At 65.5% G+C, this 22,002-nt stretch carries 21 protein-coding genes and 2 pseudogenes; 10 read left to right on the top strand and 13 right to left on the bottom strand.

What is annotated here, in order from left to right; genetic code table 11:
• Positions 1-2,413 (bottom strand): Tn3 family transposase (locus CKO23_RS19980; RefSeq protein WP_200333989.1); only part of this gene is annotated, 2,413 nt, incomplete at its 3' end.
• A 128-nt stretch (positions 2,414-2,541) separates the two neighbouring features.
• Here CKO23_RS19980 and CKO23_RS19975 point away from each other — a divergent pair.
• Entirely contained in the window at positions 2,542-3,117 is a 576-nt protein-coding gene (locus tag CKO23_RS19975; protein ID WP_200333987.1) for a recombinase family protein, read from the top strand.
• On the opposite strand, the gene CKO23_RS19970 is transcribed toward CKO23_RS19975, so the two are convergent.
• The 8 genes and pseudogenes from CKO23_RS19970 to CKO23_RS19935 form a co-directional block, all read right to left on the bottom strand.
• Positions 3,114-3,518, bottom strand: a complete 405-nt coding sequence (locus tag CKO23_RS19970; RefSeq protein WP_200333985.1) for a hypothetical protein — start codon at positions 3,516-3,518, stop codon at positions 3,114-3,116. The genes CKO23_RS19975 and CKO23_RS19970 overlap by 4 nt on opposite strands.
• Positions 3,519-3,539: 21 nt before the next feature.
• A complete protein-coding gene (locus CKO23_RS19965; protein ID WP_200333983.1) occupies positions 3,540-3,854 on the bottom strand; it encodes a type II toxin-antitoxin system RelE/ParE family toxin in 315 nt (104 codons plus the stop codon).
• A 4-nt stretch (positions 3,855-3,858) separates the two neighbouring features.
• Positions 3,859-4,118 (bottom strand): annotated as a pseudogene (locus CKO23_RS19960) (type II toxin-antitoxin system Phd/YefM family antitoxin).
• 45 nt (positions 4,119-4,163) lie between these two features.
• On the bottom strand, positions 4,164-4,481 hold the full coding sequence (locus CKO23_RS19955) for a hypothetical protein (protein ID WP_200333981.1): 318 nt from the start codon (positions 4,479-4,481) through the stop codon (positions 4,164-4,166).
• Positions 4,482-4,558: 77 nt separating this feature from the next.
• On the bottom strand, positions 4,559-5,302 hold the full coding sequence (locus tag CKO23_RS19950) for a peroxiredoxin-like family protein (RefSeq protein WP_200333979.1): 744 nt from the start codon (positions 5,300-5,302) through the stop codon (positions 4,559-4,561).
• A gap of 109 nt (positions 5,303-5,411) precedes the next feature.
• Positions 5,412-5,846, bottom strand: coding sequence for a DUF6789 family protein (locus tag CKO23_RS19945; RefSeq protein ID WP_200333977.1), 435 nt, complete (start codon positions 5,844-5,846; stop codon positions 5,412-5,414).
• Positions 5,847-5,881: 35 nt separating this feature from the next.
• Positions 5,882-6,727 (bottom strand): hypothetical protein, encoded by an 846-nt coding sequence (locus CKO23_RS19940; RefSeq protein ID WP_200333975.1) that lies wholly within the window; start codon positions 6,725-6,727, stop codon positions 5,882-5,884.
• The gene (locus CKO23_RS19935) at positions 6,724-8,298 is read right to left on the bottom strand and encodes an FMN-binding glutamate synthase family protein (protein WP_200333973.1); all 1,575 of its coding nucleotides are present in this window, start codon (positions 8,296-8,298) and stop codon (positions 6,724-6,726) included. The genes CKO23_RS19940 and CKO23_RS19935 overlap by 4 nt, the downstream gene beginning before the upstream one ends.
• Before the next feature lie 158 nt (positions 8,299-8,456).
• On the opposite strand from CKO23_RS19935, the gene CKO23_RS19930 reads away from it, so the two are divergent.
• Positions 8,457-9,290, top strand: a complete 834-nt coding sequence (locus tag CKO23_RS19930; protein ID WP_200333966.1) for a DUF3179 domain-containing protein — start codon at positions 8,457-8,459, stop codon at positions 9,288-9,290.
• A 348-nt stretch (positions 9,291-9,638) separates the two neighbouring features.
• Here CKO23_RS19930 and CKO23_RS19920 read toward each other — a convergent pair whose 3' ends face one another.
• Together CKO23_RS19920 and CKO23_RS19915 are read right to left on the bottom strand one after the other, a co-directional pair.
• Positions 9,639-10,166, bottom strand: a complete 528-nt coding sequence (locus CKO23_RS19920; RefSeq protein WP_200333962.1) for a hypothetical protein — start codon at positions 10,164-10,166, stop codon at positions 9,639-9,641.
• A 65-nt stretch (positions 10,167-10,231) separates the two neighbouring features.
• Positions 10,232-10,594, bottom strand: a complete 363-nt coding sequence (locus CKO23_RS19915; RefSeq protein WP_200333960.1) for a hypothetical protein — start codon at positions 10,592-10,594, stop codon at positions 10,232-10,234.
• Positions 10,595-11,040: 446 nt separating this feature from the next.
• Here CKO23_RS19915 and lexA point away from each other — a divergent pair, with 446 nt between their 5' ends.
• From lexA to CKO23_RS19875, 7 genes and pseudogenes are all read left to right on the top strand, one after another.
• On the top strand, positions 11,041-11,505 hold the full coding sequence (gene lexA, locus CKO23_RS19910; RefSeq protein ID WP_200333958.1) for a transcriptional repressor LexA: 465 nt from the start codon (positions 11,041-11,043) through the stop codon (positions 11,503-11,505).
• 936 nt (positions 11,506-12,441) lie between these two features.
• A complete protein-coding gene (locus CKO23_RS26610) occupies positions 12,442-13,644 on the top strand; it encodes an ADP-ribosylglycohydrolase family protein (RefSeq protein ID WP_346014647.1) in 1,203 nt (400 codons plus the stop codon).
• A 149-nt stretch (positions 13,645-13,793) separates the two neighbouring features.
• Positions 13,794-14,261, top strand: a complete 468-nt coding sequence (locus CKO23_RS19895) for an anthrone oxygenase family protein (protein WP_200333949.1) — start codon at positions 13,794-13,796, stop codon at positions 14,259-14,261.
• Between the two features lie 604 nt (positions 14,262-14,865).
• Positions 14,866-15,099, top strand: a complete 234-nt coding sequence (locus CKO23_RS19890; RefSeq protein ID WP_200333947.1) for a hypothetical protein — start codon at positions 14,866-14,868, stop codon at positions 15,097-15,099.
• A 102-nt stretch (positions 15,100-15,201) separates the two neighbouring features.
• Positions 15,202-15,936 (top strand): annotated as a pseudogene (locus CKO23_RS19885) (isochorismatase family protein).
• The gene (locus tag CKO23_RS19880) at positions 15,933-16,502 is read left to right on the top strand and encodes a nuclear transport factor 2 family protein (protein WP_242482591.1); all 570 of its coding nucleotides are present in this window, start codon (positions 15,933-15,935) and stop codon (positions 16,500-16,502) included. Before CKO23_RS19885 ends, CKO23_RS19880 begins: the two are co-directional and overlap by 4 nt.
• A 78-nt stretch (positions 16,503-16,580) precedes the next feature.
• Positions 16,581-18,326, top strand: coding sequence for an MOSC domain-containing protein (locus CKO23_RS19875; RefSeq protein WP_200333945.1), 1,746 nt, complete (start codon positions 16,581-16,583; stop codon positions 18,324-18,326).
• Positions 18,327-18,464: 138 nt separating this feature from the next.
• Here CKO23_RS19875 and CKO23_RS19870 read toward each other — a convergent pair whose 3' ends face one another.
• Together CKO23_RS19870 and CKO23_RS19865 are read right to left on the bottom strand one after the other, a co-directional pair.
• Positions 18,465-20,756, bottom strand: a complete 2,292-nt coding sequence (locus CKO23_RS19870; RefSeq protein WP_242482592.1) for a Tn3 family transposase — start codon at positions 20,754-20,756, stop codon at positions 18,465-18,467.
• Positions 20,757-20,813: 57 nt separating this feature from the next.
• Positions 20,814-21,443: a DUF4158 domain-containing protein gene (locus CKO23_RS19865; protein ID WP_200333943.1), complete on the bottom strand. Its 630-nt coding sequence runs from the start codon at positions 21,441-21,443 to the stop codon at positions 20,814-20,816.
• A gap of 133 nt (positions 21,444-21,576) precedes the next feature.
• On the opposite strand from CKO23_RS19865, the gene CKO23_RS19860 reads away from it, so the two are divergent.
• A complete protein-coding gene (locus CKO23_RS19860; RefSeq protein WP_200333935.1) occupies positions 21,577-21,828 on the top strand; it encodes a recombinase family protein in 252 nt (83 codons plus the stop codon).
• The last annotated feature ends 174 nt before the right edge of the window (positions 21,829-22,002 follow it).

Raw genomic sequence — 22,002 nt, 5'->3', positions numbered from 1 at the left:
TCAGGGGGCCGCCGATCATGGTGCGCAGTCCCGGATACTCCTCCCCGTTGGTCGCCAGGTACAGCTTGGTATCCTTGAGGTCGCGGATGCGGGGTGCAAAGCGGAAGCCGAGCAGGTGCATCAGCCCGAACACATGGTCGGTGAAGCCCGCCGTATCGGTGTAGTGCTCCGCGATGCGCAAGTCCGACTCGTGGTAGAGCAGGCCGTCAAGCACATAGGTGGAGTCGCGTACGCCGACGCTGACCACCTTCGTACTGAAGGGTGCGTACTGGTCGGAGATATGGGTGTAGAACAACCGGCCCGGCTCGGCGCCGTACTTGGGATTGATATGGCCGGTGCTCTCAGCCCTGCCGCCGGCACGAAAGCGTTGACCGTCGGACGACGAGGTCGTGCCGTCGCCCCAGTGCTCGGCGAAGGGGTGGCGGAACTGCGCATTCACCAGGTCGGCCAACCCCGCCGCATAGGTCTCGTCGCGGATGTGCCAGGCTTGCAGCCAGGCCAGTTTCTCGTAGGAGGTCGCGGGGCAGGGCTCAGCCATCTTGGTCAGGCCCAGGTTGATCGCGTCGGCCAGGATCGCCGACAGCAGGAGCGTGCGGTCGCGCACCGGTGCGCCATCCTTCAGGTGGATGAAGTGACGCGTGAATCCCGTCCAGTCGTCCACGTCCAGCAGCAGGTCGGTGATCTTGATGCGGGGCAGCAGCAGGCTGCTGCGCTCGATCAGGTGTTGGGCCGCCGTGGGCACGACGGTATCGAGGGGCGTAATCTTCAACCCCAAGTCGGTGATGATGGCATCCGGCAGGGCGTCGGCCAGGGCTAAGCGGTTGGTGGTGACCAGTTGCTCCTCGAGCAATTGCAGCCGTTCGCAGAGGTAGCGCTCGCCGTCGGGCTCAACCGCAACGGGCAACGCATGGCCCTGCTGGAGCGCCCGGAACGTCTCGGTCGGCAACAAGTAGTCGTCGAAGTTGCGGAACTGGCGGGAACCCTGGACCCACACGTCGCCGGAACGTAAGGCGTGCCGCAGTTCCGACAGCGCACAGATCTCATAGAACCGGCGGTCGAGGCCGCCGTCGGCGAAGACCAGCGACTTCCAGCGCGGCTTGACGAAGGCGGTCGGCGCATCCGCCGGCACCTTGCGGGAGTCCTGGGCATTCATCGCGCGCACCGTATTGATGGCGTCCAGCACCCCTTGCGCGGCCGGCGCGGCGTGCAGCGTGAGCGCCTCCAGGAACGGCGGCGTATAGCGGCGCAGGGTACTGAACTGCGCGCTGACCAGGCGCAGGTAGTCGAACGACGCGGGGCGCGCGAGCCGGTCGGCATCGGCGACGCTCTGTTCGAAGTCCTCCCACGGAATGACCGCCTCGATGGCCGCGTACGGATCGCTCCCCAAGCGCTTGGCCTCCAGCAGGGCCTTGCCGACCTTGGAGTACAGGCGCACCTGGTCGTTGATGGCCTTCCCCTGGGTCTGGAACTGCTCCTGGTGCTTGTTCTTGGCGGTGGCGAACAGCTTGATCAGGATGCGGTCGTGCAGCTCGATCAGCTCGTCCGTGACCGTGGCCGTGCCCTCCAGTGCCAGGGCCGCCAGGGTGGCATAGCGTCGTTCGGGCGTGAACTTGCCCAAGTCCTGGGGCGTCATCTGTCCGCCCTCGCGCGCCATCTTCAACAGGCGGTTGCGGTGGATGCGGGACCCGAGCCCCGCAGGCAGGGCGAGGGCTTGGAAGGTCTTGAGGCGTTCGATGTGCTCCAGCACAGACCGGGAGTTGGGTTTCCCTGGGGCTTGGCGCAGCCAGACCAGCCAAGTCACCTGGCGGTCCGGCTTGACCGTCAGCAAGGCATCGAGCCGGCGCCGGTGCGGCTCGCTCAGCGGGTCGATCAACGCACGATAGATCCGCCGGTTGGCGCGCGTGAGGGCCTGCGCGCAGACCCGCTCGATGACCGGCAGGGCCGGCAGGATGATCCGGCGCTGGCGTAGCGTCTCCATGGCTTGGGCGGCGAGCACCACACCCTTGTCGGTCTGCATGGCCAGTTCGGTCAGTCCATGCACCAGCGCCCGGAAGTCGGACAGGCCGAACGACGACAAGCCGAGATAGACGCGTAACTCCTGGAGGTGCTCGCGGCGGGTCTCCTCGCGTTCGCCGTAGCGGGCCCAGACCGCCGCATCCGCCCCAAGCTGGCGGGCGATCCACGCGATGACCGGCTCGGCAATGCCCCGGTCGTTGGTCAAGGCGTACCCTGGATAGCGCAACAGACACAGCTGGACGGCGAACCCGAGCCGGTTCGCGGCGCCCCGGTGCTGGCGGATCAGCGACAGGTCCGGCTCGCTGAAGCTGTAGTGGCGGATCAGCTCATCCTGCGTCGCGGGCAGTGCCCACAGGCTCGCCCGTTCGGTGGCCAAGAGGATCGATCGGCGTGGCATGGCGGCGGGTCACCCGTTGCGCAAACGTTCCTTTGTGCATGAGTCGGTCCGCCGCCCGGGAACGCGGCCTGGCGCGTTGCGAAAACCTATTGCAAAATAGGTTTGAATGGCAACAGGATTCTGCAATCGTGCGCATCGGCTACGCCCGGGTCTCCACCCAGGAACAAGACACCCAAGCCCAGATCGGCGCCCTCGAAGGGGCCGGATGCGAACGCATCTTCCATGAGACGGCATCCGGCGGCCGGTGGGAGCGACCGGAGCTTCAGCGCTTGTTGGGGCAGCTACGGCGGGGGGACGCGGTGGTGGTGTGGAAGCTCGACCGGCTGTCGCGCTCCCTAAAAGACCTGCTTCTGACGTTGGAGAAGATCGAGCTGGCTGGGGCCGAGTTCCAAAGCCTGACCGAAGCCATCGATACCGCGACCCCGGCCGGGCGCATGATGATGCAGATCGTCGGGTCCTTTGCTGAGTTCGAGCGCGCCATGCTGCGCGAGCGCACCCGCAATGGTCTTGATGCGGCCCGGCAGGACGGCCGCGTTGGGGGGCGCCGCCCCAAACTCACCGCGCACCAGCAGCGGGAGATCATCACTTTGGTTACCTCGGGTCAGAAGACCGGCGCCGATGCGGCGCGGCTGTTTCGCGTGCACCCCTCCACCGTGGTACGCCTCCTGGCCCGGCACAGGCAGAACGGGGCGAAGTCGGCTTAGCGTACGATTTTTTCCGAATTCTGCGGTGACCCCAAGCCGGTGCCTTTGCTGCCGATCATGCGGAGCGGGCGCTTGCGGTCAATTTTCGCCTGCTTCGTGCTATCGTTAAGTGTACATAGGGCACGAAAGCCGCGATCGGTGAATGTCGCGCCCTGGTTTGCGACGATCAGCTCCCTGTCCACAAGCCGGATCAAGACGCCGCCCTGCCGATCCCCGTCGGAGAGCGCATCCTCCACATTTTGCAGAAGCTCCAGAATCGGACGCTCTGCGTACTCTCGGCGCTCCTTTTCCTCGCCATTGTGATCACTGCGAATCCGACCGGGGTCCACTCGATAGACCTTGAGCGTTCTTTCGCGCGTCTCGGTGACGACGTCTGGGGGGCTCGGTTGGTCGGGATTCATGGTGATGAAGTCGCCTGAAAATCAATCGTCATCGGCCGATGCCGGCAGCCGCAACAACCGCTCGCTGCGCCAGACACGAACAACGCGCACCTGCTGCGGATCCCGGCGATAGACGATCCGGAATGGCGGGTGGATCAGCTCGCGCAGAAAGGCTTGGCCAAACTCCGGAACCATGCGTCCGAGGTCCGGGTGGTCGGCGAGCGCCTCGACGCGCTGGAAGATTTCGGCGACGAGCCGATCGCCGACCTCCGGCACCCCTTCCGTGGCGTACCACGCCTGGATGCCCGCTAAGTCGCCGAGCGCGGACTCGGCGAAGCTGATCGCGGCGACGCCCATACCGCTATTCCAAGCCGAATCTGGCCTTGGCCTCGGAGAGAGAGACCTCGCGGCCGGCGTCCAGGTCGGCCAATCCCGCGACCACCGCGCGCATGAAGGCGCGCTCCTCCGCCGCCTGCTCGTAGTCGGCTAGGGACTGCATGACGGCGACGCCGCGACCTCGGCTGGTCAGCAGCACCGGCCGATGGACCTCGGCGGCGTGCTTGACCACGCGACCTTGAGGTCGGTCAATGGGACCACGTCTTCGGAGAATTTCACGCTCATGGACGCCTCTCGCTCGGGCTTGCCTAGCGTGGACAATAGCACCTGTTAAGTGGTCCGCCAACATCCCTGATTAAGGGTCCGGAACCTGAAAGAACAGGGTTTCGGGGGTAGGCACAGGGCATCGCCGCACGCCTGGAGACGCGGCTCCAGCGGCACCCAGACGGGCGTGAAGCCGGAGAGCGTGCGAAACCGGTCGTAGCCGTGGATGTAGGTGTCGAGCAGGCCAGACGAGTGGGCCATGACGGCGTACAGGTTGGGCACGAAGCCCAGGCTCTTGCGCGCTCCCTCCAGGCGCTGCCGGGCGAGCGGGGACGCCTGATCGGGGCTCAGCGGGGGGAGATCGAGTCGGTAGTCGGCGTGCATGGCGTGGGCTCCTCGAATGGGCAGGGCGAGCGTCGGGGTGGATGTCGGCGTGGATGGATCGGGTCAAGCTGCGGCGCTCAGTCCGTGGCGAGGGCGCGTAGCGCCGCCAGGATGGCGCTCGGCTCGGCGCGGTTGCGGTAGTCCACCTCCGCGGCGACGAAGCGGACCACCCCCTGTCGGTCGATCACGAAGGTGGCGGGGACCGGCAGCACGAAGCGTCCCGCGCCGTTGTAGTCGGCCAGGTCGAGGGAGAGGCGCTGGCGATAGACCTCGCGCAGCGCAGCCGGCACCTCGAAGGCGAGCCGATAGGCCGTCATCACGCGGTCGTCGAGGTCGCTGAGGATCTCGAACGGATAGCCGTCCTGCTCGACTTGCGTGCGGGAGCGATCCGGCGTCTGCGGGGTGATGGCCACCAGCCGCGCCCCCTGACGCTCGATCTCCGGGAGCGCTTGGCGCAGGCCATGGAGCTGGAGGTTGCAGTAGGGACACCAGGCGCCGCGGTAGAAGACCAGCACCACCGGCCCGGTGCGCAGGAGCGCCGCGAGCGGCACGGACTCGCCGACGGCGTTGGGCAGGGTGAAATCGGGCGCCGTCTCCCCGACGTGCAGGCCCGGGTCTGGCATGGCGGCCGCCAGATCGCGCGCGGCCTGGTCCATGACCGCGCGGTCCGCCGGCGTCAGCGCCGGCCCCGGTGACGTCGCCCGCGACGCCTGATAGGCGTCACGATCGGCGCTGTAGCTCGGCACCGGCGCCGCCGCCTCCGCCAAGGCGAGCGCGGGACAGAGGGGAAGGAGGCTCAAGGCCATCGTCAAGGTGCGCATTCCGATCCTCTCCTGAATGGATAGAGAGAGAAGCCTGGCCGCATCCCGTCGACACCGAAGCCAGGCGCCAAAACCGGCGGGTCCATCCGTCCGGGATGTCGGTCAAGGATCAGGCCATCACCAGCCGAGGCTCAGCCGGTCGGCCGTAGACCGTACCCAGAATGGCCCCAAAGACGAGATGCAGCATCAGGGTCATGACCGGCGCCATGAGGCCCAGCGCCAGACCGAAGAGGCCGGCCCCGACCATCGGCATGACCGCGACCATCATCATCAGCCAGGCCGCGGCGCCGAACTGCACCCCCTTCAGCCAGGGCGCCGCGCCGGGAATGTGGCGATACAGCAGGGCGAACCCGATCCCCCAGACCAGGGTGCCGATCATGAAGTGCGCGAGCCAGCCCATCAGCAGGGTGCCGCCGAGCATGGCGCTGAGCATGGAGATGACGTCCAGCTCGGGCATGAGGCCCATCTGACCTTTCGCCAGCATGAGCCCGGAGAGTGCCGCTGTCGCCAGGAAGCCCGCGAGAAGTGCCTTGGGGATGTTCATCGTTGAAGTCTCCAGAATGACGTGAGCGAAGGTGCTCACAGGGACTTGGTCGGGCGCGCGGCGCCATCCTTACAGATGCGATCCGCATCGGCGCGGGCAGACAATGGCGGGCCGCTCGACACGAACGCACAGCCTCGCGCGGAGAGGCGCAGCTCACCGCACCAGGCGGGCCACTGACGCGCCTCGGCCAGGCGATCAATCGGTTCGAGCACCGCCTGCATCGCCAGCCCCAGCGGTCCGCGCCGTTCCGGCTCCAGTCCGAGCCGTCTCCAGCTGGCGACCGCGTGCGCGTGGCCCGCCTCCCCGAGCGCCTGAAACCGCGCAAGCAGCGCCTCGGTGAGCGCCGCGTCACCGAGACGCCGGCGCAGATCGGCCATTACCGCGCGATCGTCGTGGAGCGCGATCTCCGGCGTGCATTGGCGACGGAGCGCCGCGCCGATGAAGGTCCACGCGCGCTCGCCGACGATCTGCCCGTGAAGCAGATCCTCGCGGATCATCTGGCAGTAGTCGGGCTTGGGATCGCTCCCGGTGCGCCGGGCGAGCTGGGCCAGGGCCATCGCCTCCGCGCGGTGGCCGCTGGGGGCGAAGCCGCTGATGAGATGATCGAGGGCGTCGTGGACCAGCACCGAGGTCGGCAGCGTCGCGCCGGTCTCACGGGTGCTGGCGATGATCTCCGGGTCCGCGAGGCTCACCGCAAGCTTCCAGCCGCGGGCGCCATAGCCGTCGTCCCAGCGGGCGCGATAGTGGAGGCCGAGACAGACCTCGCCGGCCTCGACCCGCAGGATCTCGGGGGCCAGGCGCCGGACATCGCGCCGTGGGTCGCCGCTGTCCGGGTAGACGGCGGCGGTCGTGGTCTGCGTGCGCGTCGTCGGGCTCTTCATCCTGTCGCGGACTCCAGCGCGCCGTGGGGGCTGTGACGCCTGGCGGTCGCGAGCGCGCCGGGCGGGGCCTGCGGCTCAGGTGGGGGATAGAGGGCATCGAGCGCCAGGCTGCGTCCATTCGGCTGGACCACCCGGGCATGGAAGCGCCTGAGCTCGCGCGGTGAGTGCACGCCGCAGGTATGGGCGATGAGGCCAACCTCATGGGTGATGTTCTTGACATAGGCCGCGACGCGCGCCGCCTTAGTCGGTGGATGCAGTCCCTTCTGCAGCCTGGGGTCGTGGGTCGTGATGCCGGTCAGACAGGTGTTCTTGTTGCATTTCAGCGCCTGGATGCAGCCCAGGGCGAACATGAAGCCGCGCGCCGAGCAGACGAAATCGGCGCCGATGCACAAGGCCCAGGCGACGTCGGCCGGGGTGATCAGCTTGCCCGAGGCGATGACCCGGATGCGCTCGCGCAGACCGTACGTGCTCAGCCTGTCGACCAACAGCGGCAGACTCTCACGCAAGGGCAGGCCCATGTCGTCGATCAGCGGCATGGGCGCCGCGCCGGTGCCGCCCTCGGCTCCGTCGACCGTGATGAAGTCCGGGGCCGCGTCTAGTCCGCGCGTCCAGATCGACTCGCACAGCTCATCGAGCCAGCCGTAGGCGCCCAGCACCATCTTGAAGCCGACCGGCTTGCCGGTGACCGCGCGCACCCGCGCGATCAGATCCAGCAGGTCGGCGGTGTTACCGACATCGCGATGACGATTGGGGCTGATGGCCTCGACCCCGACGGGGATGCCGCGAATGGCGGCGATCTCGGGCGTCACCTTGGCCGCCGGCAGAATGCCGCCCTTTCCGGGCTTGGCCCCTTGGCTGAGCTTGATCTCGAACATCCGCACCTGGGGGTGGGCGGCGACGGCGCGCAACCGCGCGTCACAGAGGCGGCCCTCCAGATCGCGCACGCCGTTCTTGGCGGTGCCGATCTGAAACACCAGATCGGCGCCGCTCTCCAGGTGAAGGGGCGAGAGGCCACCCTCGCCGGTATTGAGCCAGCAGCCCGCCCGGGCGGCCCCGGCGCCCAGCGCCTGAAGCGCCGGGCGCGAGATGGCGCCATAGCTCATCCCCGAGATGTTGAACAGCGACGCCGTGGTGTAGGGATGGCGCGCGTCGAGGCCGATGGTCAGGGGCTGGGGCTGGGGCGGCACCGCGTCCTCGCCCAGGGTCGGAAAGGGGCAGTTCACGAAGAGGATCTGGCCGGGCAGGCTGATGTTGCGGGTGGAGCCGAAGGCCACCGTGTTGTCCTCGTCCTTGGCGGCGCGGTCGACCCAATGGCGCTGTGCCCGGTTGAAGGGCAGCTCCTCGCGGTCCATGGCAAAGAAATACTGGCGAAAGAACTCGCCCAGACGCTCGAACAGGGAGCGGAAGCGTCCGATCACCGGGTAGTTGCGTCGGATGGCCTGCTTGGTCTGGGACAGATCGGCGATGAGGGCGTAGACCACCCAGAGCGCCACGAGACCAATGACGACGATGAAGAGCGCGGCCATCAGCTCCAGTGCTGGGAGCAGTGTGGCTTGGGGATCGATGGACATGGGCGGTTTCCTGGCGTGCGCTGCAAAAGACGATGGGGACTCGCGCATTGGTCGCGCGCGTTGGCCAATCCTGACAGTCGCCGGGGGAGATCGCCTGTCAGGATTCGACCTCTGGCGCGACCAAGACCTATCCACAACTGCAATCGGAGCCGATCCCGATGCGCGACCTGATAGGGCTACCGCTCGTCCTCCTGCTATCGTTGCCGGCGCTGGCCGACCCGGTGAAGAACGGCTTCGACCTGGCGGGCGCTCTGATCCCGTCAGAGCGGATCCTTCACGGCGGACCACCCCGGGACGGCATTGCGTCCATCGATCGGCCGCGCTTCCTCCCCGCCGCCAAGGCCGATGCGCTGGACGCAAAGGATCGGGTTCTGGGACTGCGCCTGCACGGCCAGGCTCGGGCCTATCCGATCGCCATTCTCAACTGGCACGAGATCGTCAACGACCGCTTCGACGGGACGCCCGTGGCGGTGACCTACTGCCCGCTGTGCGGGACCGGCATGGCATTCCTGGCCCGCGCGAACGACCAGTCATTGACCTTTGGCGTCTCGGGCCTGCTCTACAACAGCGACGTCCTGCTCTACGACCGCGAGAGCCAATCCCTTTGGTCCCAGATCGACCGCCGCGCCATCAGCGGTCCCCACAAGGGCCGGCGTCTCGACGCCATCCCCCTGGAGCACACCACTTGGGGCGACTGGCGCAAACGCCACCCAGACACCCTGGTGCTGTCCCGCGAGACCGGGTCCGCGCGCGACTACGACCGCAACCCCTACGGCGGTTACGCGGAAGAAGAAGCGCTCTACTTCCCGGTCCGCTTCCGGGCGCAGGGCTATCACCCGAAGGAGCGCGTGTTGGGGATCGAGATCGACGGGCTGTTCAAGGCCTACCCCTTCGCCGAGCTGGCGAAGTCGAGCGGTGTGATCCACGACCAGTTCGGTGAGCAAGCCATCGTGGTGCGATTCGACCCCGAGCATCTTAGAACGCAACCCTGACCAACGCGCAGGGTCAGCCGCTGCCCAGCGTGGTGGGCTTCTGGTTCGCCTGGTACGCCTTTCACCCCGACACCTTGGTCTACTCAGCCACGCCGACGCCGCGCGGGACGCTGAATCTGCCGGGCACGCTCCACTTCTGAGAGGGTGAGTCGAAGGACGGGCCGAGGTCGGCCACTGCCCTGGGAGAATCCGGAGCGGGCCGGGGGCGAGATGTCGGGACCGGCACGCTCCACGCCGTCAACGCCGAATCGCCGTGCAGCGTAGGTGCCAGTCAGAGAATCGCCGTCAGGCGGATCGCTCGAGGTTTGGCTGGACATTGGAGCACTCCACATCCGCTCTCGAGCTTGGTTACCCACCGAGCAGCGTGCATCCACACAACTCGGCGATCTCCTGCGAAACCCGCTCGTTGTTGGCCTCCGGAAGGCCCAGGCGCTCGTAGAGACGGTTCATGCCACCGAAGAGCCGCATCACCTCCTTGGTGACTGCGCTCATCTCCTCGAACCGCCAGCCGACCATCCCTGACTCGACGCTCTCCACCTGCCCCCGGCACGATAGACAGAGCACCATCGAGAATGTCTCACCGACCTTCTCAATGTAGTGCCACCAGTAGGGCCACGCTTCGGTCAGCTTGCTGAAGTAGGCTCGGATCTCGGGGGTCTCGCTGATTTCGCGCGGATCATCATCCCAGCCCTCGAAGTAGAGTGTCATCGTGCCTTCCCACTTCAGAGCAGCCTCGCGGGTCGCGGACAAGGGCTCGAGCTTTTCGAGCGTCGGGCCGATGTCACCAGCCAATACCGACTCCCGAGCGATGGGGATGACCAGGATCTCGTCACGCGCTGGCGAGAGACGGGCGCGTGGATGTTTAGGTTTGGGCATGAAGACGGCGGGCCTCGAGTGGAGCAGGGTGTCAGGTTAGTGGCTGGCTTCTTGGGACCAGGTCATCAACCGAGCACGACCGGCGACACGGACAGCCCCACCAGCACGGCCACGATCACCGCCGTCAGGCGCCGACAACGGCGCGCGTGCGGATGAGGATCCCGCCACAGCAAGGCGATCTCGATCCCTCCCAGGATGCTCACCAGCGCGCTATAGGGCCAGACGAAGAACAGCATCCCATACATGGCCCAGTTCTCCCCATCACCAGAATCCCGCCAGACCAGGAATGTGAGATAGGCGGCATAGAGCAGACCGATCAGATAGAGACCATCCAACAGATACAACGCCCAATAGCGCCGCGCGCCAATCCCCACGACCAGCAAGGCCGAGAGGGCGAGTACGACGAGCGGAAGCAGCATCAAGACCATGACAGAGGCTCGGTGCAGACATGGGTCATCAATGAGGGGAGGGTCGTGCTAGCTCGACTTTGGCCATTTTGACAGTCTCCCAGAAAGCTAACTGCTTGAAGTATCGTGAGGGCTGTAAATTAGAGGGGGTCGGAAGGCCCGAACGCCGAAACTGGACCCCTCGTTAATTTTTTCACGCATCGTAAACTCTTGATAAAAAAGAGATTGCCAGGCGGGGAAAATGGCCAAAGTCGAGGCTAGCTTCCCCCGCAGGCAAGATCGAGCGTTGGGTGATCAAGGGTGCGCATGCCAAGTGGAGTGTGCAGCGCTCCCGGACTCCTCCTGGTCCTGATCCTCTTTCCCCGGCAGGACCTCCTAGAAAACAATGCCTTCCGTCACCTCTGCCGTCGCGCTAGACTCAGCCCAACCCCTTGATGGATCGGCCCTTCTTCTCGAGGAGATCACCGATGAGCCAGCCGACCTTTCTGATCAATCGACGCACCCATCTGACCTGGACACCCGTTCTCGAGCCGCTGGACCTCATCGCCGAAGATGGGGTGGACCTGCCTCTCCTGGGCGATGTCTCCGCCGGTCAGCCGATCGATGCGGTCGAGGAGCAGGAGCGTGTCCGGGTCCCACGCCACATGGTGCGCAAGAACAGCTATGCGCTGCGGGTGCGCGGGCACTCGATGGTGGACGATCAGATCCAGGACGGCGACATCATTGTCGTCGAGCAACGCCAGACGGCGGAGAACGGTGAGATGGTGGTCGCGCTGATCAACGGTGAGCAGGTGACGCTCAAGCGCTTCTACATCGAGGCCGACGGGATTCGTCTGCAGCCGGCCAATCTGCGGATGCAGCCGATCCATTTGCGCCATGAGGAGATCCAGATCCTCGGCATCGTCTCGGGCGTCGTGCGGATGGCCGACTGAGTCCTCTGCCCTGGCCGTTGCGGCGACCGGAAAACAAGGACAATACCTGGACACGACCAGTCGGCGCAGACGGACACTTCAGCGCAATGGGTTTGACCGCCTCGCCTTCTCAAGCCAGAAGACGCCGTCGAGGCCGGACGCCGCGAAGGCGCAAGGCGCCGTCTCCTGTCCTAGAAAAACGCTTGGCTTGCCCATGCTCTGAACAAGTTATTCCTTGTATTTTTCTCGGTCATCCCGAATCTACTCACTGTAGACGCTACGAGAAGCGGCTGGCCGACGAGAATGGGATCTGTCGAGCTACCCGCGAGGTCTTCGGTTCGGCCATCACGATCAAGCAAAGACAGGTGACATCATGAGCGAAGAGACCATGCGCAAGAACGAACGCCAAGCCTACTGGATGATTTGGGCCATCTGCCTGGCACCACTCATCCCCTACGCGCTGCGCGGCGCGTCCTGAGTGCTGAGTGTCGAGCACCGCCGGACGTGATCTGGCGATGCTGATGCTTGCGCACAACCCCGAGGCAGGCGCGACAGTCCCGCCTCGGTGTCAATAGATTCAGCGAGTCATCCCTAGATTCGGAACCCTTCCACAGATGGAGCGCACCGCTGACTGACGGGCACGCGGACTCCAGAGAAGGCGCTCCAACACCGCTCGACCACAGGCGAATGACGCACACGAGAGGCGCGCATAGTCGTTTCGACTTTCGGCCCGATCGCCAGCCATCTCCCCTCGCCTTCCTCACGGCCAGCCTCGGGGCAGCCCCCATGGACAATCAGAGCTGGCAGTGCGCGCATCGCCCGAGCCGCCGCGCATGATGCGCCCATGTCCGACCGCACGATCGACTATCCTCCCGAGCACAGCCGACCCCATCAGCGACAGAGGCGCAGGGGGCGCGCCGGGACGGATCTAACACAGGCGCGGAAGGACCCCTCGGGATGACTGACCAAGCGGATGCAATCACACCCACCGCAGCGGCGCGCTATCACGGCGCCCTGCTTGGGCTCGCGGCGGGCGATGCGCTGGGCACGACGCTGGAATTTACGCGCCCGGGCGGCTTCGCGCCCCTCGAGGACATGATCGGCGGCGGTCCCTTCCGCCTCCAACCCGGCCAGTGGCCGGATGACACTTCCATGGCTCTCTGTCTCGCCGAAAGCCTGGTGGAGTGCGCCGGCTTCGATGCCGCGGATCAGATGCGCCGCTCTCTGCGATGGCGTGACCAGGGTCACTGGAGCAGCACCGGGCGCTGCTTCGACATCGGCAACACGGTTGCGGCCGCGCTTGAGCGCTTCGAGGCAGACGGCGATCCCTTCGCAGGCTCGGCCGATCCTCGCACGGCGGGCAACGGCTCGTTGATGCGGTTGGCTCCGATTCCACTGGCCTTCGCGCAGACGCCGGCCGAAGCGGTCCGCTTGGCCGCGTGGATGTCGCGCACCACCCATGCCGCGCCCGAGGCGGTCGATGCCTGTCGCTACCTGGCGGGGCTGATCGTCGGCGCACTCCAGGGGACGCCGAAGGGACGGCTGCTTGAGCCCCGGTTTGCACCGGCGGGCGTCGACTGGCACACCCATCCACTCAGCCCGCAGATCGATGCCATTGCCGCCGAACGTTTCAAGGAGCGGCAGCCCCCGGCCATTGACGCACATCCGCCTGTTGGAACGCGCGCAACGAGCGCCACTCTGTCTCAAGATGAGTGCAAGAGATCGGGAGCAGCCACCATGCGTCATCCGAGCCCCATCAACATCGCTCTGATCGACCATGTCGTGATTCGCGCCGTCGATCTGGAGCGCATGCTCACCTTCTACTGCGACGTTCTAGGCTGCCGACTCGAGCGCGGACCAGGCGAGATCGGGCTCGCCCAGCTACGCGCCGGACAGTCCTTGATCGATCTGGTCGATGTCCAGAGTGACCTCGGTCGAGCGGGCGGTGAGCCTCCAGAGCAGGGCGCGCCCAACATGGACCACGTCTGTCTGCAGGTGCAGCCCTGGGACCCGGACGCCATCATCGCGCACCTGCGCGAGCAGGGCGTGGAGGTGGGTGAGATCGTGACGCGCTACGGCGCCCTGGGGAGTGGACCCTCGCTCTACATCCGTGATCCCGAGGGCAATACGGTCGAACTCAAGGGCACCGCCCAGGGCTAGGCCGAGCAAGACGCCGGAATGACCCCTGTGGGCAGCCTAGTGTCGCGGACGACAGGGCGACGTGCAGCGCGCTCCGACCCTTTCCTGACATCCGCCCCCACGCTCAACCGACTGGAGACATCATGGGACTCTTTCAGCTCATCCTGTTCTTGGCGACGGTTCTGTCCTCATTGGTCGCAGGCTTCTTGTTTGCGTTCGCTGTCGTGGTGATGCCGGGCATTAAGCGCTTGAGCGACCGGGAGTTCATCCGGGCGTTTCAGGTGATGGATGGCGTCATTCAGAAGGGTCAACCGCTCTTCGTGCTCGTCTGGGCCGGCTCGGTGGCGACTGTGGCTGTCGCGGCCGTCCTCGGCCTGTGGTCCTTGGATGGCGCCGATCGCCTGCTCCTCGTCGTCGCGACGACCCTCTATCTTCTCGGTGCCCAACTCCCGACCTTCATGGTGAACGTTCCGCTGAACAACCAGATCCAATCGCTTGATCCCGATGGCCTGGATGAGCCGGCGCAAACATCGGCGCGCAGGGCGTTCGAGCCGCGCTGGAATCGATGGAATGCGATCAGGACGGTCATGGCGAGCCTGGCTTCAGCTTTGCTGATACTCCTGATGCTCAGGCTTTGAGCAGCCCCCCTCAGCGACCGATCAAGCCCGCATCCCGCTCGGCGGGCACAGCCAGGGTCGGCTCGCACCAGCGCGCGCCATTCACAGTCGCTTCTAGGACCAGGGTCGATCCGCTCGGGCGCACTACGGGGCATCGCCTTCCGAGCCCGACAGACTCAAGCGCTCTGGGTGCTGGCTCGGTCGCTCATACCCGTAGCGCCCGAAGTCCAGTGCCTTCAATGCCCCCCAACGCCAGTCATTTCCAGCGTCGTGATGGTCTGGATCATTCCCTCCATTGAGCAAGGTGACCTGGGCTCTGCGCGACTGAGCGACTGAGCGACTGAGCTGCCCATCCAATCGAACGATCGCATCAGCTCAGTTGCGATCGCCAGACCGCCTCCGATCGCCTGCGCCCGGCTAGTGGAGCCGCACGCGAGCGGCCATGCACCCGCCGACAGATCCGCCCGTCATCCAGCCACCTCGATTTCCTGAGTCTCGCGTCACAAGTTTTTGTGGTCCTCGAATTCCTGTGGCGCGCGAAATTTCCTAAGCCGCTGTTTTTAAGTCTTATTCCATCTTGGCCCGGCATTTGTCTTAGAGCAGTCGTGCGACAGGAGGGGCCGATATGAACACCAAACGACGCAGTCACCTCATCAACCTGAACCGTGGACTGATCTTCGCCCTGAGCTTGGGCGGGATGGTGATGGACGGTCTTCACATCGCCGACCTGTTGTGCGCGCTGGCCCTGTGCCTCTGGCTCTGGCTGCCGCTCTGCACGCGCCTGGAAGCGCAGCTGTTGCAGCGCGTGGAGCGCAAGCGCGACTGGGGACGGGCCGGCAGGGCCTCTGCGTCCCTGTAGCCCGACCCGTCGCGACGCAAGCCAGGGCGATCGAGCCAGCGCGCGAAGACCCGCGGGCGGACCAGGGCACCGCCCACCCATCCAACGATCCGGAGAAAGACTATGAAGACCGTCGCCAAGACCCTGTGTGCCGCCTCCCTGACGCTGACCCTCTCGCCCGCCTTCGCCGACCTGCCGAATCCCGGCATGGAGATCGACACGGGCCGCACGGCCCTGGTCGTGACCGACCCGCAGAACGACTTTCTCAGCCCCGAGGGCGTGGCCTGGGGCGTCGTCGGCAAGAACGTCACGGCCAACGACACCGTCGAGAACCTCGAAACGCTGTTCAAGACCGCCAAGGCCGCGGGCATCCCGGTCTTCATCTCGCCCCACTACTACTACCCGCACGATCACGGCTGGCGGTTCTAGGGTGCGCTCGAAGCGCTGATGCACAAGATTGGCATGTTCGACCGCAAAGACGCATTGAGCCTCGACGGTTTCGCGGGCTCCGGCGCCGACTGGCTTGCGCGCTACAAGCCCTACATCGAGGACGGCAAAACCACCGTCACCAGCCCGCACAAGATCTACGGCCCCGAGACCAACGACCTGGTGCTGCAGCTGCGCAAACAGGGCATCGACAAGGTCGTGCTGGCCGGGATGTCCGCCAACCTCTGCACCGAATCCCACTTGCGCGAGTTACTCGAGCAGGGCTTCGAGGTCGCCGTGGTGGCGGATGCGACGGCGGCCGCTCAGGTCGAGGAAGGGGATGGCTACGCCGCCGCGCTCGTGAACTTCCGCTTCCTGGCCAATACGGTGTGGAGCACCGAGGAGGCGGTCGCGGCCATGCGCGCCGATTGAGCACCGCCCCACGCCTGTCCCCGGCGCGCTCCCACCTTGGCGCGTCGAGGACATCAACACTCGAGCCACCGATACAGAAAGAGAGCCCCCATGAGCACCACCGACACCAGACCGCCGCTCCCCCCTTCACCGCCGAGACCGCCGCCAAGAAGGCACGCCTGGCCGAGGACGACTGGAACAGCCGTGATCCCCATCGGGTCGCGCTGGCCTACACGCCGGACAGCCGCTGGCGCAACCGCGCCGAATTCGCCAATGGACGCGCGGAGATCGTCCAACTCCTCACCCGCAAATGGGCCAGGGAGCGCGACTATCGGCTGATCAAGGAGGTCTGGGCCTTCACCGACAACCGTATCGCCGTTCGCTTCGCCTACGAGTGGCACGACGACGCGGGCCACTGGTTTCGCTCCTACGGCAATGAGAACTGGGAATTCGACGACCTGGGCCTGATGCGTGTGCGGCACGCGAGCATCAATGACCGGCCGATCCAAGTCGAGCAGCGTCTCTTCCATTGGCCGCTGGGGCCGCGGCCCGAGGGGCACCAGGGTCTGTCCGAGCTGGCCCTCTGATCCCGGCCGGCACCGGCACGTCCTGCCTAGGCCGGCGATGAGGGCCGGACCTCCGAGCAACGACCCTGGAGCGACACCATGCAACTCCTCTCCGTCAACGTCTCCCTCCCGAAGGAGGTGCCCTATAAGGGCGCCACCATCACCACGGGTATCTTCAAGGAGCCCGTCGCCGGGCGCGTCAGGGTGCGGACTTTGAACCTCGACGGCGATGGTCAGGCGGACCGGAAGGTCCACGGCGGCCGCGACATGGCCCTCTATGCCTATCCCGTCGAGCACTACCCCTATTGGCAGACAGCACTCGGGCGTGCTCCCTTTTCGTTCGGCCAATTCGGGGAGAACCTGACGGTACGAGGACTGGCCGAGGAACAGGTGCGCGTTGGCGACCGGTTCCGCGTAGGCGACGCCCTGCTGCAGGTCACGCAGCCCCGCATCCCCTGCTACAAGCTCGCCCTGCGCATGAGCACGGGGCCGGACTTCCTCCGCCGGTTTCTGGAGAGCGGCCGGCTCGGCTTCTACCTGCGCGTCCTCGAGGAGGGCGAGATCGCAGCGGGCGACCCCATTGAGCGGGTGGAGAGCGACCCGGGCTCTGTCACCATTGCCGAGTTCATCCGTGCCTATCGATCCGGGAGCCGCGACCCGGACAGCCTGCGCCGCGTGCTGGCCTCCCGGGACCTGGGCGAGGCCTGGCGCCTCCACCTGGAGCGCACGCTGGAAGCCGCCGAGTCAGCGCCCAACCCGTGGGGATGGGATGGCGAGCGCACCTTCGTCGTGGATCGCAGGGTCGCGGAAACCGAGACCGTCACCTCCTTCTATCTGGCGCCCAAGGACGGGGAGGCCCTGCCTCCCTTCAAGCCAGGGCAGTTCCTCACCCTCGGCTTGGACATCCCGGGCCAGCCAAGGCCGGTCACCCGGACCTACACGATTTCCGACGCCCCCAACCCCGATCACTATCGGCTGAGCATCAAGCGCGAGCCGCCCCCGGCGCATCGGCCCGAGTCACCGCCCGGCCTCGCGTCGAGCTACTTCCATGACCAGGTCCAGCCCGGCACGCGGCTCCGCGTCAAGGCCCCTCGGGGCGGGCTCTGGCTCGACCCGCGCGCGGAGACGCCCGTGGTGCTGGTCAGCGCCGGGATCGGCCTGACACCCATGCTCAGCATGCTCAACGCCATCGTCGCCGCGGGGTCCGCGCGGCCCGTCTGGTTCATCCACGGCACGCGCAACGCTCGCGAGCACGTCATGGGTGAGCACCTGCGTCGCCTCGCCGCCGCGCATGACAACGTCCAGCTCCATGTCCGTTACAGTCGGCCGGAGCCGGGGGACGTTGTGGGGCGAAGCCACGATGGCGTCGGTCATGTCACGGCGGATGTCCTGAAGCGCCTGCTTCCGCCCGCGGCGTATGACTTCTATCTCTGCGGCCCCACGCCCTTCATGCGGTCCCTCTACAACGGGCTACTGGACTGGGGCGTCGCCGAGGACCGCATCCACTCTGAATTCTTTGGCCCCGCGTCCGTCCTGAAGGCGGGTGCCGAGCTGGCGCCAACCCCGGTGAGTAACGCTGAGCGCTCACCCGCTTTCGAGGTGGTCTTCGCGCGCTCAGGCGTCACCGCCGCCTGGGATCCCGGTGTCGGGAGCCTGCTGGAGCTCGCCGAGGCCCATGGCCTGCGGCCCGACTCCAGCTGCCGCGCGGGGATCTGCCAGACGTGCCTGTGCAAGCGCCTCGCCGGCGAGGTGACCTACCGCGTCGAGCCCCTCGATCGCCCGGATCCCGGAGCGGTGCTGATCTGCTGCGCGGTTCCAGCGAGCGACCTGATCCTCGCCATCTGAGGGTCCGCCCTAGCCTTTACCCACACGCCATCAATCGAAGAGCAACCCGCCATGACAACACACTACGATGCAATCATCATCGGCGCCGGACAAGCCGGCCCCTCCCTCTCGAAGGCTCGGGATACGTGTAAATCTTTATCACTTCGGATCGTCAACCGGGAACGGCAGCGGTCTCGGCTGAAGCGGCGGCGGCAAGATGTTCATGTCGACGTCGAACTGTCCGAAGCGCCGTAGATGGTCGCGGATGGTGGGAGCAGTCTTTGCAGCCAGCTCGGGCGTCACGGGCAAACCCGCTTCGGCCATGCGGGCGAGTACATCCGTCAGGTCGACGACGTTCTGCAGCATCACGGCGTTGGCGACCAGCTCCATGTATTTCACCTGCTTGAGCTGCTCCACCGGGTCGCCGCTCTTGATTACCGGTCCACCGAAGCCGATCCAGTCCAGGAAGTCGTTGTGGGACTCGATCTTGGTGGTCTCGGTGCGGATGCTCTGGCGTAGGTCGGCCTCGGAGACGAAACGCAGAAGGAACAAGGTCCGCATGACCCGGCCCAGCTCTCGGAAGGTCAAGTAGAGCCGGTTCTTCCGGCTGCGGCTGCCCAGCTTGCGCAGCAGCATCGACGGTAGCACCTTGCCGGCCTGGATCGACAGGACCACCTGCATCATGTCCTGCCAGTGCGTTTCGATGAGCCCCCAGTCGATGGTCTTGGTGAAGAGCGCGTCGATATGAGCGTACTTCGCTCCGGCATAAGGCCGGTAGAACTCGGCGTCGTTCCAGGTGCGCATGCGCGGCAACAGATCGATGCCGAGTAGATATGCCAGCCCGAAAACCGGCTCACTCTGGCCGTGGGTGTCGGCGTGGACGGTGTCGACCTCGAAGCCCGAACGGTTCTGAAGTAGTCCGTCAAGGATGTAGACCGCCTCCCAGACTCCGCAGGCGATGAAGTTGCTGAACAGCGCGATGTAGGTTGCCGAGATGTGATGGTAGGCGATGCCGCCGTAGCGGCCGTAACGGATGTGCTGTTCACCGAGCAGGTTGTTCTCGCGCAGCTCCATGTGGGTGCCGTCGGCGATCGCCACGTTCGGCTTACCCCAGAGCATGGGCAGCTCGAACCGGGAGTACTCACGGATGATGTCGGCGGACGCGGCCACGAGTTTGTCGACGGTGACATGCTGGGCGTTGATCCGACGCAGCGAGTGCCGGTTAATGCTTATCGGTGCGTGGCGCGCGGTCTGGTTGACACCGAGGTTGCAGCCGAACCCGAAGACGGCGAACAGATACCGCTTGGTCGCGTCCTCCAGCTTGGGATCGGACCCGGACAGCGGACCGAAGTGGCGCGTGAATGACGACCAGTGCTGGACGTGCTTGAGCACATCGAGCAGATGCCGCTCCGGCATCCGTTCCCGGATCGCTTGCTCGAAGGCTTGAAGACCTTGGGGTAGCGGCTGAGCGACCTGGCGGATCAGATGCGGGGTTCCATCCTGGTCGATTCGCAATGCGCTGTTGTCGGGGAAGCCGGCGTCGACGGTTCTGGCCAGCTCCTCCAGTTTGTCTCGCAGCTCGGAGACGAACCGGCTGGGCTGGGTCGGCAGCTTCAATGCGGCGCTGTAGTCCTTGAGCCTGCGGTCGCACTCGTCCCAGGGCAACAACTGGGTGCGGTAGTCATCGTAGGCCCCGGACCCGGCGACATACAGGTCGCCGCTTTGCAGCGCCTCGGCCAGGTACATAAACACGCACAGCTCCAGGGCATGGCGATCGAGCAGAACCTCGCCGTCGTGGCGCTGCTGGACGAAGGCTTGCCAGCGTTGCGAGGTGAAGCCAAGATCCAGTGTGACGTCCAGGAGCTTGCGGCGGCTGCGCTGGTGCTGAAGGACGATTTCCAGGGCGTCGAGAAGACGCGTGTCCGCGCTCGCCGACTCCAGCGTCAGCAGACCGATCAACCGGAACAAGGTACTTCGCCCGCCACTGTGGATCGGCCACAGCAACGGCAGGTAGTTGTCGTTGTGGTAGGCAGTCATCGCGTGAAACTGGGCGCCGAGGGTCTCGATACCACCCTGTTCGATGAGCACTTGGCGCACGTTGCGGCCGAACTCCTCATCGGCATCCGTGGCACCGGCATGTCGCAGGACTTGGCCGAAGACCGCGAGCAGCTCTTCCTCGATTGCGCGCTGGTTCTTCTGCAGGGTGTGCAGCCGCTCGATGGCCCGGTTGCGAGTGCGCCGCATCCTGCGGATGAGCATCTCGACGAGCTGATCACGCGTCTCGGTCTGGGTCTGATGCAACAGGCACAGCAGCAAAGTGTGTCGCCGCCCTGGCTGGCAGACATCACGCAGGTCACCGGCTTCCAAAGCCTTGGCCTCGGCGGCGAACTGCCGGATTTTCGTGTGCGGGATCTCGCCAAGGAGCGGCCTGGGATCAACAATGGCATCCAGCTCGGCGAGCCGGTCGATCCACAGCCGCAGGTGTTTCAGGTTCGGTGGCCCCGGGGTCTACTTGAGTCGCGAGAAGCGGTTCAGGTGGTGTTCGGCTGTATGATCGAGCATCGCATCGAGGACTCGCCGCTGAGCCCCGATCAAAGCGGCATCGATCTGCCGGTAGATCTCCTCATGGATGGATTGGCGAAGATTGCCGATCAGCCGGTCCAGGTTGTTGAACGCGGGAAGCTCGATCCCCTCTTTGACCAGGGCCTCGACCGACGCGCTGATCAGGTCCGCTGGGTCGCTCATGACCTGAGCGGCGCGATGGACCGTCCTGATCACGACCTCGCGGCCGCCGCGAGAGAACGGACGGCTGCCGAGGTGCTTGCGAATCGCTTCGCGATATCGATGCACCGTCGCCGGCCGAGCGATACCATCGACCAGAGCCGTCTCCTCATCGAATCCGAGCACATTGGCAACATGCCGACGGATCTGATCGGGAGCGTCTTCGAGTGCCGGGAAATAGCCCAGGAACTGGCGGGGCTTCAGGCCGATCGCCAGCGAAAATCGGCCGACTTCGCCGTGGGCGTATCGACGGACGAAGGCGTTCTCGTCTTCACTCAGGGTGAAGTTCGCCGCAAGCTCAGCGTCGGTGAACTGCCCGCGAAAGCGGGGATACGCGGTACGGTCGATGGAGGCCATGGCAGGGGCTCGCGAGGTGTCCGAAAAAGGGTTTGCCCAGACGGCCAGAAAGTGCTTGATTTACCACGACCGACGCGGCTGAATTTAGCTGGCCGGAAAGGTATACATTCTCGGACGTACGATCCACACAAACATGCCCAAGAAGAATCGCGCCGCGCTCTATCTCCGGGTCTCGACGGCGGATCAAAAACCGGATCTCCAGTTCGACGGGCTTCGAGCCTACGCTGAGCGCGCCGAGTTGGACGTCGTGCGCGATTACTTGGACGTTGCGGTATCGGGTCGGCGCCAGGGGCGTCCCCAACTCGACGCGTTGATGAAAGATGCGCGCGATCGGGCCTTCGACTGCGTGCTAGTGCAACAGAGTGGAAATCCCGAGACTGTTTAATCATTCATGCTGCGAGCGGCTTTCCCTCATAGGTCCAGCGGAAGGGTTTGGCCAACGTGCGATTGAAGAAGTCGATGAAATCGCTGATGCGTTTCTGAAGGTCGTCGATGGAGGTGAAGTTGCCACGGCGCAGGACTTTGCGCGCCAGGATCGAGAACCACATCTCGATCTGAT

Source organism: Thiocystis violacea (genome assembly GCF_016583565.1).
Taxonomy (GTDB): Bacteria; Pseudomonadota; Gammaproteobacteria; order Chromatiales; family Chromatiaceae; genus Thiorhodococcus; species Thiorhodococcus violaceus_A.
The sequence above is the reverse complement of the archived record's forward strand: the minus strand, read 5'-3'. Positions and strand labels throughout refer to the sequence as shown.